Below are 15,844 nucleotides of genomic sequence, written 5' to 3'. Positions count from 1 at the left end.
AACCTTAAGAAATCTATTAGCATTCAACCTCTGGTCAGTAGCCAGCAAAACAATAGACCAGGGTTTTTGGATGCTACTCTCCGTTTTTACATCCAGTACCATTAGTATGATTAAGTCGCTCGCTAGCGTGATGGTGTAGCCTGTGCATAGCTGTGGATCGCACTCGGAGTCTTGCACTCAGACAATGCCAACTCGACCAAAAACCGATCAGGAGTAACCAATGGCAACGAACCTACTCGAGCAACTGCGGGAGATGACGGTTGTCGTCGCGGATACGGGCGATATTCAGGCGATCGAAACCTTCAAGCCACGCGATGCCACCACCAACCCCTCACTGATTACGGCAGCGGCGCAGATGCCCCAGTATCAGGAAATTGTGGATGAAACCTTACTGCGGGCAAAGCGGGATGCGGGTGCCGATGCCCCTAACGAAACGATTTTAACCCTGGCGTTTGATCGCCTCGCCGTTGCCTTTGGTCTCCGCATTCTCAAAATCATTCCCGGTCGCGTATCAACCGAAGTGGATGCACGGCTCTCCTACGATACCGAAGCGACGATCGCTAAAGGTCGTGACCTGATTGCTCAATACGAAGCAGCAGGCGTATCGCGCGATCGCGTGTTGATTAAAATCGCGTCTACCTGGGAAGGCATCAAAGCGGCTGAAACGCTCGAAAAAGAAGGCATCCACTGCAATCTCACGCTATTGTTTGGCATCCATCAGGCAATCGCTTGCGCTGACGCGGGGATCACTCTCATCTCGCCGTTTGTCGGACGCATTCTTGATTGGTACAAAGCCAACACTGGCAAAGACTATGCCGCGACTGAAGATCCTGGCGTGTTGTCTGTAACCCAGATCTATAATTACTACAAAAAGTTTGGCTATAAAACTGAAGTCATGGGAGCCAGCTTCCGCAACCTTGGCGAAATTACCGAACTGGCAGGCTGCGATTTGCTCACCATCTCGCCCGCTCTGCTTAAAGAGCTACAAACGACTGAAGCGGAACTGTCCCGTAAGCTTGATCCTGCTAAAGCGGCTGGCTTAGAACTGGAAAAGCTCACGATCGACAAAGCCACCTTTGACCAGCTCCACGCTGAAGACTCAATGGCAACGCAAAAGCTAGACGAGGGCATCACAGGCTTTACCAAAGCACTAGTCGCCCTCGAAAAACTGCTCGAAAAGCGGCTGGCAGCGCTGGAGGGCGAAGAATTTGTGTTGCACGCGGCTGAAGATATCTTCCACGCCTATGATCTCGATGGGGATGGCTTCATCACCCGCGAAGAATGGATGGGCACGGATGCCGTTTTCGACGCGATCGATATCAACCACGACGGCAAGATTACACCAGCAGAAATGGGCGCAGGGCTGGGAGCCGCGTTCCACCTGGCTGAAGCGTAAATTTTGAAGGAATTCACAACTATGCAGACTGTACCGAATCAACCGATCGAGTGCGTGCCAACCGTCGTCGTCGAGGACGATCGCACCGGACTCAGCGTCGAAACGCTCAAACGCGCTTTTCAAGACAATCTGTTCTACATTCAGGGCAAGTTCGCCAACATTGCCACCCAAAACGATTACTACATGGCGCTGGCATACACCGTGCGCGATCGGCTGCTGCGACGCTGGCTTACCACTGCCGAAACTCATACCCATCAAGGCGTACGCACCGTTGCCTACCTCTCTGCCGAGTTTCTTATGGGTCCCCACCTGGGCAATAACCTGATTAGCCTGGGCATCTACGACGAAGCCAAGCAAGCAATTACCGAGCTCGGTCTTGATTTTGACGCGCTGCTCCAGCAAGAGGAAGAGCCTGGACTGGGCAACGGTGGCTTAGGACGGTTGGCGGCGTGCTACCTCGACTCCATGGCATCGCTCGATATTCCCTCGATCGGCTATGGCATTCGGTACGAGTTTGGCATCTTTGACCAGGACATCCGCGACGGTTGGCAGATCGAAAGCACCGACAAATGGCTGCGCTACGGCAATCCCTGGGAAATTTCTCGTCCCGAATGGGCAGTCGAAGTGAAGCTGGGCGGTCATACCGAACGCTACACCGACGAAAATGGACGCAATCGTACCCGCTGGATTCCCCACGAAGTCGTAATGGGCATTCCCTACGACACGCCAATTCTGGGCTACAAAACCAACACTGCCACTACCCTCCGTCTCTGGAGCGCCGCCGCCGCCGAATCGTTTGACTTCGCCGCCTTCAACTCTGGCGATTATTTCCGCGCGGTGCAGCAGAAAACCGTTTCCGAAACGCTCACGAAAGTCCTCTACCCTAACGACGAATCGGCTCAGGGTAAGAAGCTACGCCTTGCCCAGCAGATCTTCTTCGTGTCCTGTTCGCTGCAAGACATGATGTTGATCCTCATTCGTCAAGGCATTCCGCTGGAGCAATTCCATGAGAAGTTTGCGGTGCAGTTGAATGATACGCACCCTGCGATCGCCGTTGCCGAACTCATGCGCCTGCTCATGGACGAACACGGCATTGAGTGGGATACTGCATGGCGCATCACGCAAAAGACGCTCTCTTACACCAACCACACGCTGCTGCCAGAAGCATTAGAGCGCTGGGGCATGGGGCTGTTTAGCACTCTCCTGCCGCGCCATCTGGAGATCATCTACGAAATCAACAGCCAGTTTCTAGACGACATTCGCCGTAAGTTTCCCAATGACGACGCGCGCCTGAGCCGGATGTCGCTGATTGATGAAGCAGGCGAACGCTACGTCCGTATGGCGCATCTGGCATGTGTGGGCAGTCATGCCATCAATGGAGTCGCTGCTCTGCATAGTGAACTCCTTAAGCAGGACGTGCTGCGCGACTTCTACGAACTCTATCCCGAAAAATTTAGCAACAAGACGAACGGAGTCACGCCACGCCGCTTTATGGTGTTGAGCAATCCTCGTCTCACCAACCTCATCACCAGCAAAATTGGCGATGGCTGGATCAAACACCTCGATGACCTTCGCAAGCTCGAAGCGTTTGTTGAGGATGCTGATTTTCGCCAGCAGTGGCGAGACATCAAATTGGCGATTAAGCAAGACCTCGCCACTTACATTAAGCAGGTCAACGGCATTGATGTTGATCCCACGTCGCTTTTCGACATCCAGGCAAAGCGGATTCATGAGTACAAGCGCCAGCATTTAGATGTGCTGCATATCATCACCCTCTATAACCGCATTAAAGCGAACCCAGATGTCCACATTACGCCTCGCACCTTTATTTTTGGTGGCAAGGCGGCTCCTGGCTACTTTATGGCAAAGCTGATCATCAAGCTCATCAACTCCGTAGGGGATGTGGTGAACAACGATCCTGATGTGCGCGATCGCCTCAAAGTTGTTTTCCTGAAAGACTACAACGTGAAGTTTGCCCAGCGGGTGTATCCTGCTGCTGACCTGTCTGAGCAGATTTCGCTGGCAGGCAAGGAAGCCTCTGGCACGGGGAACATGAAATTCTCCATGAACGGGTCATTGACGATCGGTACGCTAGACGGTGCCAATGTGGAGATCCGCGATGAAGTAGGAGCCGAAAACTTCTTCTTGTTTGGTCTCACCACACCCGAAGTCTACGAGCTAAAAGCCAAAGGCTACAACCCTTACCACTACTACGAAAGCAACCCAGCGCTCAAAGCGGTGATCGATCGCATTGCCTCTGGTGGCTTCTCTAACGGCGATACCAACTTGTTCAATCCGTTGGTCAGCACTCTGCTTTACAAAGATGACTACCTGCTGCTGGCAGATTACCAGTCCTACATCGACTGCCAAGATCGCGTTAGTCAGACATACCTCGATCAAGAGTATTGGACACGGCTCTCCATTCTCAACTCGGCGCGGATGGGCAAATTTTCGTCCGATCGCTCGATTCGCGAATACTGTGAAGACATCTGGTACGTCAAACCCGTCGCGGTCGAACTCAAAGAGTATGTTCAGGCAGGAACCGGCTTGGCTTAGGCGATCGCTCTGCCCCAAAAGCAGAGTTTTGAGTTCTGAGTTTTGTCGTTGTCAACAGTGAACCGTCAGCAGTAAACAGTTCCTTAGCGCCTGATGTAAGACGATTGAGTCACTGAACACTGCCATGGAATGACGAAGGATTACCTTCTGCCCTTTGCCTTCTGCCTCCTGCCTTCCCTCCTCTGCCCTCTGCCCCCTGCCTTCTCCCCCCTTACCTCCCGATGGAAACAAAAGATCCGCATTTTCTAGTCGATCACCAGTCCGTCGCGTCTCTCGTCACGCAACTCCATGAGTATTTCAAAAATTCTCATTCTCACTATGAGGTTGAGCGGAGTACGCTCATGAGCAAGCTGCACGACGTTGAAGGCGACGTTGAGCAAACGTTACTACAAGAAATCCGCAAGCTAGAAGCCGAAATTTCGCTCTTCGGTGTTTTGAGTGATTCGCTGTCGATCGCCGATCGCGTCCTCCATGCTCGCACCGTCATGAATGAGTTGGGACTCGACAACCCCATTTATCGAATGCACTACGACGAGGACAGCAAGCAAGCCTCATGACCCTAACCCTTTATTTTGTGCGGCATGGTGAAACCACCTATAGTCGCTCTGGTGGCTATTGTGGCGATCTAGATGCAGAACTCACAGAAAATGGCTTCAAAATGGCAGAGGCGTTTGCTGCTGCCCATAAAACCATCGACTGGGCTGCCGTCTACGTTAGCCCCATGAAACGCACGATCGCGACTGCAAAACCCCTTTGCGACGCGATCGGGCTGGAAATGCAGTTGCGCGATGGACTCAAAGAAATTCGCTACGGCGAATGGGAAGGGCTGACGCAAGAGCATGTCAAAGAACACTACGCCGACGACTATATTCACTGGCTGGCTGAACCCGCTTGGAACGCGCCCACTGGCGGCGAAACCTCTGTGCAAATCGCCAGTCGTGCCTCATTGGTAGTCGCTGAAATTGAGCAAAAACACAAGACTGGTAACGTACTGGTCGTGTCACATAAAGCCACCATTCGCATTATCTTGTGCAGCCTGTTAGGGATTGATCTAGGGCGCTACCGCGATCGCATCAATACCCTTGCCGGTTCCATTAGCGTTGTCAAATTTCGTGAACATGGTCCACTTCTGGAAGTCCTGGGCGATCGCTCCTACATGGATGAAGCGCTACGGACGTTAGAAGGCACTTGAGCGAAGGCAAGCGGTGACAACAAAATAATCAGACAATCGCTCAGTGCTGATACATTGGTACTAGGGTGATTTTTGCTTGTTCAGTTAACTGTTAGAACGATCACATACTCTCCACATCTAGCGTCAATTCTTACAAAAAAGCCTAGCCGTAGCGCCTGCAATCGAGTAACCTTATTGGATTCGCGTGATGCTTGAGTAATAGTATGTCCTTTGTTGGTCTGCACATTCATAGTGACTACAGCCTGCTTGATGGAGCCAGTCAGTTGCCGGAACTGGTCGATCGCGCCGTTGAGCTAGGGATGAAAGCGATCGCCCTGACGGATCACGGGGTCATGTATGGGGCGATCGAACTGCTAAAGGTGTGCAAGGGCAAAGGCGTGAAGCCCATCATCGGCAACGAGATGTACATCATGAATAGTGATGTCACTAAGCAGGAGCGTCGCCCCAAGTATCACCAGATTGTGCTGGCAAAGAACGACATCGGCTACAAAAATCTGGTCAAACTCACGACTCTTTCCCACCTCAAAGGCTTTCAAGGTAAGGGGCTGTTTGCCCGCCCCTGCATCAACAAAGAGATGCTGGAGGAGTATCACGAAGGGCTGATCGTCACGAGCGCGTGTTTGGGTGGCGAAGTGCCTCAGGCGATTCTTCAGGGCAGACCGGAAATTGCGCGGCGAGTGGCACAGTGGTACAAAGATCGGTTTGGCGACGATTACTACCTCGAAATCCAGGACCACGGGTCGCAGGAAGACCGCATCGTGAACGTCGAACTGGTCAACATTGCCCGTGAACTCGACATTCAAATTATTGCCACTAACGATTCGCACTACATCTCTTGCTTCGACGTAGAGGCGCATGATGCGCTGCTGTGCATCCAAACTGGCAAGCTGATCTCCGAAGACAAGCGGCTGCGCTACAGCGGTACTGAATATCTCAAATCCGCTGAGGAAATGCGCTCGCTCTTTCAGGATCATTTGACGGAAGACGTGATTGACGAGGCGATCGCCACCACCCTCGAAGTTGCCGACAAAATTGAGGAGTACCACATTCTGGGCGAACCCCGGATTGCCGACTATCCCATCCCTGAAGGGTTTGATACAGCCGATGCCTATTTTGAGCACGTCGCTTGGGCGGGCTTGCTTGAACGGTTCAAATGCCACTCGCGGGAGGAGATTAAGCCGGTCTACCGCGATCGAATGGACTACGAACTCAAGATGATGCAACAGATGGGGTTTGCTACCTACTTCCTCGTCGTGTGGGACTACATCAAATACGCTAGAGACAACCGGATTCCTGTCGGTCCGGGGCGTGGTTCGGCAGCAGGTTCCCTCGTTGCTTATGCGATGAGCATTACCAATATTGACCCGGTGCATCACGGCTTGCTGTTCGAGCGCTTCCTGAATCCCGAACGGAAGTCCATGCCTGATATTGATACGGACTTTTGCATCGATCGCCGGGAAGAAGTCATCCAGTACGTCACCGAAAAGTACGGCACCGAGCGGGTTGCTCAGATCATTACCTACAACCGCATGACCTCCAAAGCGGTGCTGAAAGACACAGCGCGGGTGCTCAACATTCCCTACGGCGATGCCGATAAGATGGCGAAGATGATCCCCGTGGTGCGTGGTAAGCCGACCAAGCTGAAGGTGATGATTTCGGCAGAAACGCCTGCACCAGAATTTAAAGAGCGGTACGACAAAGATCCGATCGTGCGCCAGTGGATTGATACTGCCATCCGCATCGAAGGGACGAACAAGAGCGTCGGCATCCATGCGGCTGGAGTCGTGATTTCAGCGCAACCGCTGGATGAACTGGTGCCGCTTCAGCGCAACGCTGACGGTGCTGTCTTCACCCAGTACTACATGGAAGACATTGAATCCCTGGGACTTCTAAAAATGGACTTCCTGGGACTCAAGAACCTGACCATGATTCAAAAAACGGTTGATCTAATCGAGCAGACAAAGCAAGAGACGATCGACATGGATGGTCTGCCGCTGGATAACCCCGAAGTCTACAAACTCCTGGCACGGGGCGAGCTGGAAGGAGTCTTCCAGCTAGAATCCTCCGGAATGCGCCAGATTGTTCGCGACCTCAAACCCGACAGTCTGGAAGATATTTCCTCTGTGCTTGCCCTGTATCGTCCTGGACCACTGGATGCTGGACTGATCCCCAAATTTATCAACCGCAAACACGGACGGGAGCAAATCGACTATCCCCACGAGATTCTTACCTCCATCCTGAGCGAAACCTACGGCATCATGGTCTATCAGGAGCAGATCATGAAAATCGCGCAGGACATGGGCGGCTATTCCCTCGGTCAAGCCGATCTGCTGCGTCGGGCAATGGGTAAGAAAAAGAAAGCCGAGATGGAAAAGCACCAGGAGATGTTTGTCGCAGGTGCTCAAAAGAATGGCGTGAAGGCAAAAGTTGCCTCTGATTTGTTCGAGCAAATGGTGATGTTTGCCGAGTATTGCTTCAACAAATCGCACTCTACGGCGTATGGGTATGTGACGTATCAAACGGCGTATCTCAAAGCCAACTATCCGATCGAATACATGGCAGCGCTGCTGACCACCAACAGTGGCGATCAGGATAAAGTGCAGCGGTATATTGCCTCCTGCATGGCGATGGGTATTCGCGTAGAACCACCAGACGTAAACCGCTCGGGCGTAGACTTTACGCCACTGGCAGACCGCATTCTCTTTGGGCTGGGCGGTGTGAGAAACGTAGGCATGGGACCGATCGAGTCTCTTCTCTCTGCCCGTGATCAAGATGGACCCTTCAAATCATTGGCGGATCTGTGCGATCGCGTTGATTCTCGTACCGTTAACCGTCGCGCCCTAGAAGCTTTGATCTACTGCGGAGCCTTCGACACGATCGAACCCAACCGACAGCAGTTGATCAAAGATCTGGATCTGGTCATTGATTGGGCACAGTCGCGCGCGAAAGATCGAGCCAGCGGACAGGGCAACCTGTTTGATTTGTTCGGTGGTGGTACAGCAGTCAAAGAAGCACCTGCCAGTTTTACGTTGGCTCCCAAAGCGCCACCCACACCCGATTTTCCTCAACAAGAAAAGCTGCGGCTAGAAAAAGAAATTCTCGGCTTCTATATTTCTGATCACCCGCTTAAAGCGCTGCGGGAATCAGCGCGAGTGCTGGCTCCAATTAGCTTGAGCGATCTCAACGATTACAAAGAAGGCACCAGCGTTAGCGCGATCGTCATGCTTACCAGCGTCAAATCCGTCGTGACGAAAAAGGGTGATCGCATGGCAATCATCCAGATCGAAGACTTGACGGGCCACACTGAAGCGGTCGTGTTCCCCAAATCCTTTGAGCGCATTGGGCACTACATTCAAGCCGATGCACGGCTGATGGTCTGGGGTAAGGTCGATCGCCGCGATGATCAGGTACAGTTCATCATTGACGATGCTGAGCCGATCGAGTCTGTCCGCATGGTGATGGTCGAACTTGACCCTAAACTTGCCAGCGATATTTCAGAGCGGCAGCGATTGAAAGAGGTTTTGCTGGAGCACCAGGGCGAAAAGGACAAGGCAAAAGTATCCATCATTGGCATTGTCAGCAACTACAACCAGCGGTGTGTGGTTGGCTTTGGCTCTCAGTTTCGCATTCAGGATGATCAGCTAGTTGTCAGTGCGCTTGCCAGAGCAGGCTTTCGCGCAAGGATAGCGTCGTTGACGAGTGCGTAAACGCTGCTTGTAAAGAGAAATCCGATCGCGGGAGCGCGATCGGATGATCCACCAAGCAACAGTAACAATGAAACAAGGAACAGAAGCCGAAGCTTAACCAAGCGTTTTAGCCTGTGCAGCCTTGCGCTTCTGACGGAGAACGCCTAGCCCTAGACCAATGAGACCGGGCAAAAGTGCGGGTGTTGGCACCGCCGTCGCTGATGCTGTAACTGTTCCACTTGCCAAGTCACGAATAATCCCGACGCCACCTGGAACTGGAAGTCTTTCAAAGGAGAATGACGGCACCAATGAAATTGTGCCACCCGCCTCTGTTAAGGGTGCAGAGAACAACGTTTGGAAAGAGAACTCGGAGCCAATGAGTTCTAATCTAATAGAGTCTTGTAGACTTCCAGTAGACGATGCAGCCGTATAGGTCGCACCTGGGAAAAGGAAGTTAGACGGTGCGGATGTACCAGCCAACGTTTTAATGTTGAACTGAGACAGTACCCCACTGGTTGCATCGTAGTTGAATGAACCTGTGGCTGTGCCACCGCCAGCAAACTGAGCATTAAGGTTCCAGGTCAGTGATGCAGCCGATGCTGAACTGGCATGAGTGACAAAAGCAGCAGTGGTACTGATGGCAGCAACTGTCACAAGGGCTTTTAGTTTCAGGGTCATCATTAGTTCTCCAATAAAGTTGAATCTTTGGAGATGCACTGCGATCGTTCCCTTTATCAAACTGCTTCATTTTCAAGTAACGTCCAGAGCGCAAAATCTCATGCCCTGGATTGTGTAACGCTTGATATGACTTGAAAAGAAGGTCGAGCAGAGGGTTAAAAGACACACCTGAATGATGCCTACTACAATAAATTGCCAAAAGCGAGGCTGCTGCTTAAAGGGGGCAAGCAATAAATTGGCACATCGTTGCAAAGTCGGTTGAAGGAGCAGAATTATACCTACCTTAAGACTGGTGACGTTACGAAATCAACGAGCCTGAAAGGCTATCAGCGACAAACGAAACCGTAGATAGGTTATTAGCTTAAGAGTCTGTCTGCTTGTAGGACAAGTGAAAAAGTGTCCTATGCTAAGTGTGCATTTCCTATTTGTTTGTGGGTGACCAACAAATTTCGATTGCACGCATCAATCTTGGGAACGAAGAGCCCTTCGTCCCTAAGCCAGATTTATCGGCTGCAACTTTATTGACTGCAACTGAGAGTTACTGATGAGAGCCTGTTTGAGAGTCGCTTTCTTGCTGAAGTAACTTGTCCTTAGAGTCGCCCCAGTACGCGCTGTACGTCCAGACCTCGCTATTGCCTTTTAGTTCCATCGACCAACGGTAGAGCACTGCCTTGGGTTCAATGCCGATTTCGATCAGCTTCGCGCCCATATAGTAGTGCATCTGCTCTTTAGTACGAGTTTTGAAGAAGTCTGGTTTGTTGGACTCGATCGTACGCGTAATATGTGCCTGGGTATGTTTTGCCATTGTCTTGCTTGAGTAGCTGTCGTTCTTACCGAACGTTGTGACCTAAAAGCGATGGGTCAAGGTTTAGCTGCGTTGGTTCCATTGGTCAGCAGCATCAGCGATCGCCTGATCGACACCCTTTTGACCTAACATTGCTGCCTGCAAATTATCGTAGATCACTTTTTGGAGTTGTTTTACGTCCTTCATCGCTGGAATCAGCACTTCGGCATCCTGCATTTGCTTGGCGCTAATAATGCGGGCTTTGTCTACAGGCGTGGCGTTGGCTGGTGCTGTCTGAAAGTAACTGTCTTGCAGTGCCTTCACCGTAGAAGGCAGGACATTCGCGGCTTTAGCGAAGGAGAACTGATTGGCATCGTTAGTGACAAAGAGGGCAAACTTAAGGGCAGCATCAGGTACGTCTGTGTTTTTAGGAATCACCAGATTCATGACAGCGACGTTTTTCTTTGCTGTGTCACCCGTAATTTGTGGCGCAGAGGCAGAGGCTTTGGCGATCGTCGGTGCGTTTTTGGCGATCGTATTCAAAAACTCAGCACCTGAAGCCAGAATTGCAGTTTGCCCTTGCTGATACAAGTTAATTGCGTGACGATGCCCTTCCGTCAACGCTTCTTTAGGCATCAGTTCATTCTTATATAAGTCCACCCAGAACTGAAATGCTGCTTTACCCTGAGGCGTATTAAACGCTGCCTTGCCTTGGGCATCGACCAGATCGACCCCCATTTGCACAAACGATTCCAATACTTCGCCGGAGTCTTCTGGTACAACCGTCGTAAAAAAGGCGTATTTACCTGTTTTCGCCTTAATCTGCTTGGCAACCTGAGCAAGTTCGGCATAGGTTGCGGGGGGCTTGCTTACTCCCGCTTGCTCTAACAGCGACGTATTGTAGATTGCCACTCGTGTCGTTAAATACCAGGGAATGCCGAAGCTCTGGTCGTTCAGCGTGCTGGCTTTCCAAATCTTTGGCAGATATTGCTGCTGCACGTCGCGAGGAACCTTGTCATCCAGTGTTAGCCAGGCGTTGCGTTGTGCAAGTTGCGAAGCAAAATCTGGGTTCAGGTTTACGACATCAGGTGCAGTTTTAGCAGAGACAGCCGTCAGAATTTTGCGCTGCATATCTGCCCACGGCACATCGACCCAGCGGATCTTGAGTGTCGGATTTTCCTGCTCAAATTGGGCGATGAGTGTATTGAAATAGTTGGTGAAGTCGGGCTGGAGCTGCATAGTCCAGAATTCGACTTCTTGCTTGCCGCCTGCTTGCCCGCTGTTTGCAGCAGGTGGAGCGCCAGTACTGCAACTCACCAGCCAACTGAGCAAGAAGCCCAGCAGCGAAAAAATGCCAATTTGTTTCCAGGTTTTTGTCCGACTCATTGCACGTATCATCTAAAGCATTTAGGGGGCGGGAATTGAGAGGAGAAGCGGGGTGAGCACAAGTAGAGGAGAAGGATGGAGATCCTTTCGTCCTCAATGACTGCTTTACGGTGCCGTTTGTGTCCCAGTGGGTCGATCGCCTTGTTTAGTTTAGAGGATGCAAGCTAGCTCAGGGGCGATCGTGCTAGAAATCATTTGCCAAATCTCTCTTTTTACAGAGGTATTACCTGTCCACCTTGTCTAAGCTCACTTAATTAGATCACTGTTTTAATACGCAGCTTAAATAAGGGGGCAACCTAATGCATATCCTACGCCTAACCGCTTCTCTATCAGTGGCTTCTCTAGCAGCAGCGATCGCTCCAATTCTGCTACCTGGTAACGCTTTCAGTCAGTTAGTTAGCCAAACACCTGTAGGGGTCGGTCAGTCGCCAAACCTCTCCACGCCTGGTACGAACCTGGGAACGCCTGGCGTAGGGGTGCAAACGCCTGGTGTAGGAGTGCAAACGCCTGGTGCAAACTTGGGAACGCCTGGAGCAGGAGTACAAACGCCGGGTGCCACCCGAGCCACGACTGGACAAACTCAGACAACGGGTGGACAAACTCAAACGACGGGTGGACAAGCTGGCGGTGCAGTTCAAGCGCCCTCTCAAAGCATTAACGGGCAGCCTGTACAGATTACGCCTGGTTCAACGACTGGCGGTACCGGCACAACCTCAACAACTGGCGGCGCAGGTACAACTACAACGACTACCAACGGTCAAGCGGCAGGGACAACTACTGGCACGTCTCAAACCTTAATTAATGGGCAGCCTGTACAGGCTGCACCTGGTTCAACAACTGGTGTAACGGGTACAACTTCAACGACTGGGGTAACAGGTACCACTCCAGCGACTGGCGTAACGGGTACAACCACAACAACGACCAATGGTCAACCGGCAGGGACAAACACAGGTGCGCCTGTCGGTGCCTCTGGCAGTTCCAGCCCTACTAGTGTTGTAAGCCCACCACAGGTGATTCAGGGTACTGGCGGCTTTGTGCCATCTATCCAACCCGGAGTTAATCAACCCGGAGCAGTGCAACCAGGAGTTAACCAACCAGGAGCAGTGCAACCAGGAGTTAACCAACCAGGAGTTAACCAACCAGGAGCAGTGCAACCAGGAGCGGTTCGTTCTGGAACAACCCAACCGGGAGCCACTCAGCCTGGTGCAGCTCAATCGGGGACAAATGCAACACCTACGTCGCCTCAGGCGGCTCCTGGCGCAGCGGCTCCTGCGGCGGGCAATGGTCAAGCGTCACCCACTCCGCTACAGTCTGGGTCTGGACAAGGGTCGCTAGATATAGCGTTGCAGCAGGCAACCTGTGCCCAAAACTGGCAGCAGGCGATCCGGGTGGTCAACACCGCGATCGCAGCAACTCCTGCCAGCCAAGCAGGCTATCGATCGCAACTGGTTTCTTACAGAAGCCGCCTCCAAAACCTTCAAGCAAAACGTGTGCAGGCACCAAATTGGTCACAACAGTGTCGGGGTGGCGCTGTCACGAATGCCCAAACTCGGTAATATGAGTCGGTAGAAGGCGTTAGCAGTGTAAAGGCAACCTCTGGACAAGCATTAGGCATCACTTAGAGGCTGGTTTGCTTGACGGATGGTTGCCAACAGTTCTCGAATTGCTGGTGCTTCGGCGGCAGTGGGAGATAGGCTAAGGTACGCTTCTAAATCATGCTGGGCATCGACTGGGCGATCGAGACGATAGTAAAGGATGCCGCGATCGCGCAATTCTAAAGGCGCGTTGGGAACCAGCAACAGCAAGCGATCGACGACTGCTAACGCCTTGTCAAACTTGCCGCGATCGATGTATGTCACCTTTAGGTTGGTCAACATTCGCGTTAGATACTGCCGAGTCGTGACTGCTTGCAAAAAGGACGGTTTAAGCGCTACTGGACGACCATACACTTGAGCCAACCGTTCTTCGCAATCCTGCGGAAATAGGATATCGCCGCGATGAAACGGATCGACGCAAATCTCTACGTCCTCCAGGTCTGGGCGAATCAAAAAATGCCCCGGCATATTGATGCCTACCATCGGCAAGCCAACCCGACGCGCGATCGCTAAATAAACCAATGACAGCGTGATCGGTATACCCGTGCGACGATCGATTACCTCGTTTAGAAAGCTGTTTCGTGGGTCGTAGTAATCTGTGGTGTTGCCTGCAAACCCCAGATCATCGTAAAGATAACGGTTGATCGTTTGAATGATTTTGAGCGGATAAAACTCTATAGGCAATCGCTCTTCGACATCTGCCGCCATCGTTTCCAGCGCATTCAAATATGCCTCTACCTCCAGCTCAGGATATTCCTCCTGGGCTATATAAAGTGCTGCTCGTTCCAGATGAATCTGTTCATCCGGCTGCTGTACTTCGCGCTGAAACAATTGTCGGGCAAGGGAACGGTTCATGGGGCAGAGGGAAGAGGAGTAAGGATTGATGCAGAAGGAGAAGGACGGCTAGAGGCTAAAAACAAATTCAAACTTAAACCCATTTATCCCTCATCCTTTAGCCCTCATCTATAGTCTCCGCCTGAACCGTACTCCAGTGCCTCTAGCCAACGATGGTAATCGTACTGTTGAGTGGGCGGGAGTAGTTTGATCTGGGGTAATATCGATCGCCCTAAGGGATAAAGAGCAGCGTAAACAGCAAGACTAGTGAAGTGAAACAACCAGGCAATCAAGGTTGGCAGCCCTACATGAGGGATGATTTTCAGAATCAAGCGAGGATGGGCAAGCGCTGTTTGAGCCAGGGTTTGCAGTAAGGCAGGAAATTGTACTACATCTTGCAGGAACGGCTTCAGTACTGGGTCGCCCAGCGTGTTCATAGTTTGAAACACGATTGCCAGCAAGTCGTTGATCTGGTTTGGCTCGATCGTCTGGTTCATGCCGACGCTCATCGATCGCTGAAAAAGCCAGGTGACAGACAGGTTGGGTTGATAGGGCTGCAAGCGTGCTAACGCATGACGACTCAGCTGATCGCTCTGTAACGCTTCATGAATGCCTCCCGTCAACCGTGCTAAATGGCGCACCATTGCCCCGAAGCCGCCAAAACTAAGGGGCGATTGACTGCCACTGCTATCACCGATCGGTAAAATGCGTTGCCACCGTGGTTTAAGCGGGCTTTGGCGATAGCAGGGAAAGAAGCCAAACAGCGCCCGTTTGAACTGGAGTTGCTCTAGCGACACCGTTTGATAGCCAGGCATCAGGCGGAAATAGTCATCAAACAGCGCTTCTAGACTGGGGCGCTCGGGATGCGCGTCTAAATAAGTAAATAGGTAAGTGGTGCGCCCGTCTCTGGCAGGAAACGCTTCCCAAAAGTATTGGCACTGCTGCTGTATGGGTGTAAAAGTCGCCATCAAATCACCCGTGCTATTTTCGGGAAAGCCGTCCGCGCAGGTGCCCACCACTAAACAAACTGCATCCGGTTTTTTACTGTGCCGCGCTTGTTGCACGATCGGCGAAAAGTGTCCCATTGCATCCAGCACTAGGCGCGTTTTGAATGACTGTTGTCCTGCTTTAACGGTGACACCATTGGGATGAACGATCGCGCTTTCAAACGGTGTTTGCTCAAACAACTGCCCACCGTAGGTCAGAAACTTTTGTTTCAACAGTTCCAGCAGAGACACCGGATCAACCCCAATGTTCAGCACATCTCGCACCCAAACATCAGGACTGTTGAGAAACGCAATCCGGGCGGGATTGTACTCAGTGGCAATCGCCTGCTGCAACTCTGCTTCAGTCAGTAGTGCCAGTTCGACAAACACTTGCAGCTCGTGACGTGAAATGTTCCATTCCTGGTCGCGTCCTCGCAGGAAGCCACGTTCCAGCAGCGCCACTCGCCAACCTCGCTGCGCCAACGCTGCCCCTAGCAAAATGCCCAGCGTTCCACCGCAAACAACAACATCCCACTCGACCGCGATCACGTCCAGGCTCTCTTCAATCACAGTTGGAACGGGTTGAGTGCCGTCCTTCACAGATTGCCAAAGGCGATCGGTGCGTCTCAGTCCTTCCAACGGGTTTCCCGGTATCTGAGACAGCAGTTGTTCGGTCAAAGTCATGGCAAGGCGTGTCACAGAAGGCGGCTACCGTTCAGCGTAACGCGATCGCCGATCGTTGTTCAGTGCC

11 protein-coding genes are annotated in these 15,844 nt (G+C 52.0%); 6 read left to right on the top strand and 5 right to left on the bottom strand.

Annotated features, from left to right (window positions below; all coding sequences use genetic code 11):
• Window positions 1–220: 220 nt before the first annotated feature.
• The 5 genes from H6F86_RS22235 (at window position 221) to H6F86_RS22215 (ending at window position 8,851) form a co-directional block, all read left to right on the top strand.
• Window positions 221–1,396 (top strand): transaldolase, encoded by a 1,176-nt coding sequence (locus H6F86_RS22235; RefSeq protein WP_190451338.1) that lies wholly within the window; start codon window positions 221–223, stop codon window positions 1,394–1,396.
• A 21-nt stretch (window positions 1,397–1,417) separates the two neighbouring features.
• Complete coding sequence (locus tag H6F86_RS22230; RefSeq protein WP_190451335.1) at window positions 1,418–3,952, top strand: glycogen/starch/alpha-glucan phosphorylase; 2,535 nt, start codon at window positions 1,418–1,420, stop codon at window positions 3,950–3,952.
• A 221-nt stretch (window positions 3,953–4,173) separates the two neighbouring features.
• Complete coding sequence (locus tag H6F86_RS22225; protein WP_190451334.1) at window positions 4,174–4,509, top strand: hypothetical protein; 336 nt, start codon at window positions 4,174–4,176, stop codon at window positions 4,507–4,509.
• Complete coding sequence (locus H6F86_RS22220; protein ID WP_190451331.1) at window positions 4,506–5,144, top strand: histidine phosphatase family protein; 639 nt, start codon at window positions 4,506–4,508, stop codon at window positions 5,142–5,144. The genes H6F86_RS22225 and H6F86_RS22220 overlap by 4 nt, the downstream gene beginning before the upstream one ends.
• A 203-nt stretch (window positions 5,145–5,347) precedes the next feature.
• Window positions 5,348–8,851, top strand: a complete 3,504-nt coding sequence (locus tag H6F86_RS22215; RefSeq protein ID WP_190451329.1) for a DNA polymerase III subunit alpha — start codon at window positions 5,348–5,350, stop codon at window positions 8,849–8,851.
• 93 nt (window positions 8,852–8,944) lie between these two features.
• On the opposite strand, the gene H6F86_RS22210 is transcribed toward H6F86_RS22215, so the two are convergent.
• The 3 genes from H6F86_RS22210 to H6F86_RS22200 all read right to left on the bottom strand — a co-directional run bounded on the left by H6F86_RS22210 (window position 8,945) and on the right by H6F86_RS22200 (window position 11,678).
• Complete coding sequence (locus H6F86_RS22210; protein WP_190451327.1) at window positions 8,945–9,511, bottom strand: PTPA-CTERM sorting domain-containing protein; 567 nt, start codon at window positions 9,509–9,511, stop codon at window positions 8,945–8,947.
• Between the two features lie 535 nt (window positions 9,512–10,046).
• Window positions 10,047–10,313, bottom strand: a complete 267-nt coding sequence (locus H6F86_RS22205) for a hypothetical protein (RefSeq protein WP_190451325.1) — start codon at window positions 10,311–10,313, stop codon at window positions 10,047–10,049.
• Between the two features lie 63 nt (window positions 10,314–10,376).
• Window positions 10,377–11,678, bottom strand: coding sequence for a sugar ABC transporter substrate-binding protein (locus tag H6F86_RS22200; RefSeq protein ID WP_190451323.1), 1,302 nt, complete (start codon window positions 11,676–11,678; stop codon window positions 10,377–10,379).
• Between the two features lie 299 nt (window positions 11,679–11,977).
• Here H6F86_RS22200 and H6F86_RS22195 point away from each other — a divergent pair, with 299 nt between their 5' ends.
• Window positions 11,978–13,234: a hypothetical protein gene (locus tag H6F86_RS22195; protein WP_190451322.1), complete on the top strand. Its 1,257-nt coding sequence runs from the start codon at window positions 11,978–11,980 to the stop codon at window positions 13,232–13,234.
• A 51-nt stretch (window positions 13,235–13,285) separates the two neighbouring features.
• Here the strand turns inward: H6F86_RS22195 and H6F86_RS22190 are convergent, their stop codons facing one another.
• Window positions 13,286–14,128, bottom strand: a complete 843-nt coding sequence (locus H6F86_RS22190) for a transglutaminase-like domain-containing protein (RefSeq protein ID WP_190451320.1) — start codon at window positions 14,126–14,128, stop codon at window positions 13,286–13,288.
• A gap of 104 nt (window positions 14,129–14,232) precedes the next feature.
• Window positions 14,233–15,777: an FAD-binding oxidoreductase gene (locus H6F86_RS22185; RefSeq protein WP_190451317.1), complete on the bottom strand. Its 1,545-nt coding sequence runs from the start codon at window positions 15,775–15,777 to the stop codon at window positions 14,233–14,235.
• Between the last annotated feature and the right edge of the window lie 67 nt (window positions 15,778–15,844).

Origin of the sequence: Phormidium sp. FACHB-592, assembly GCF_014695795.1 — a bacterium.
In the GTDB taxonomy this organism is placed as follows: Bacteria; Cyanobacteriota; Cyanobacteriia; order Leptolyngbyales; family Leptolyngbyaceae; genus Stenomitos.
Note: the sequence above shows the minus strand (reverse complement) of the source record. Positions and strands in the feature narration are given on the sequence as shown.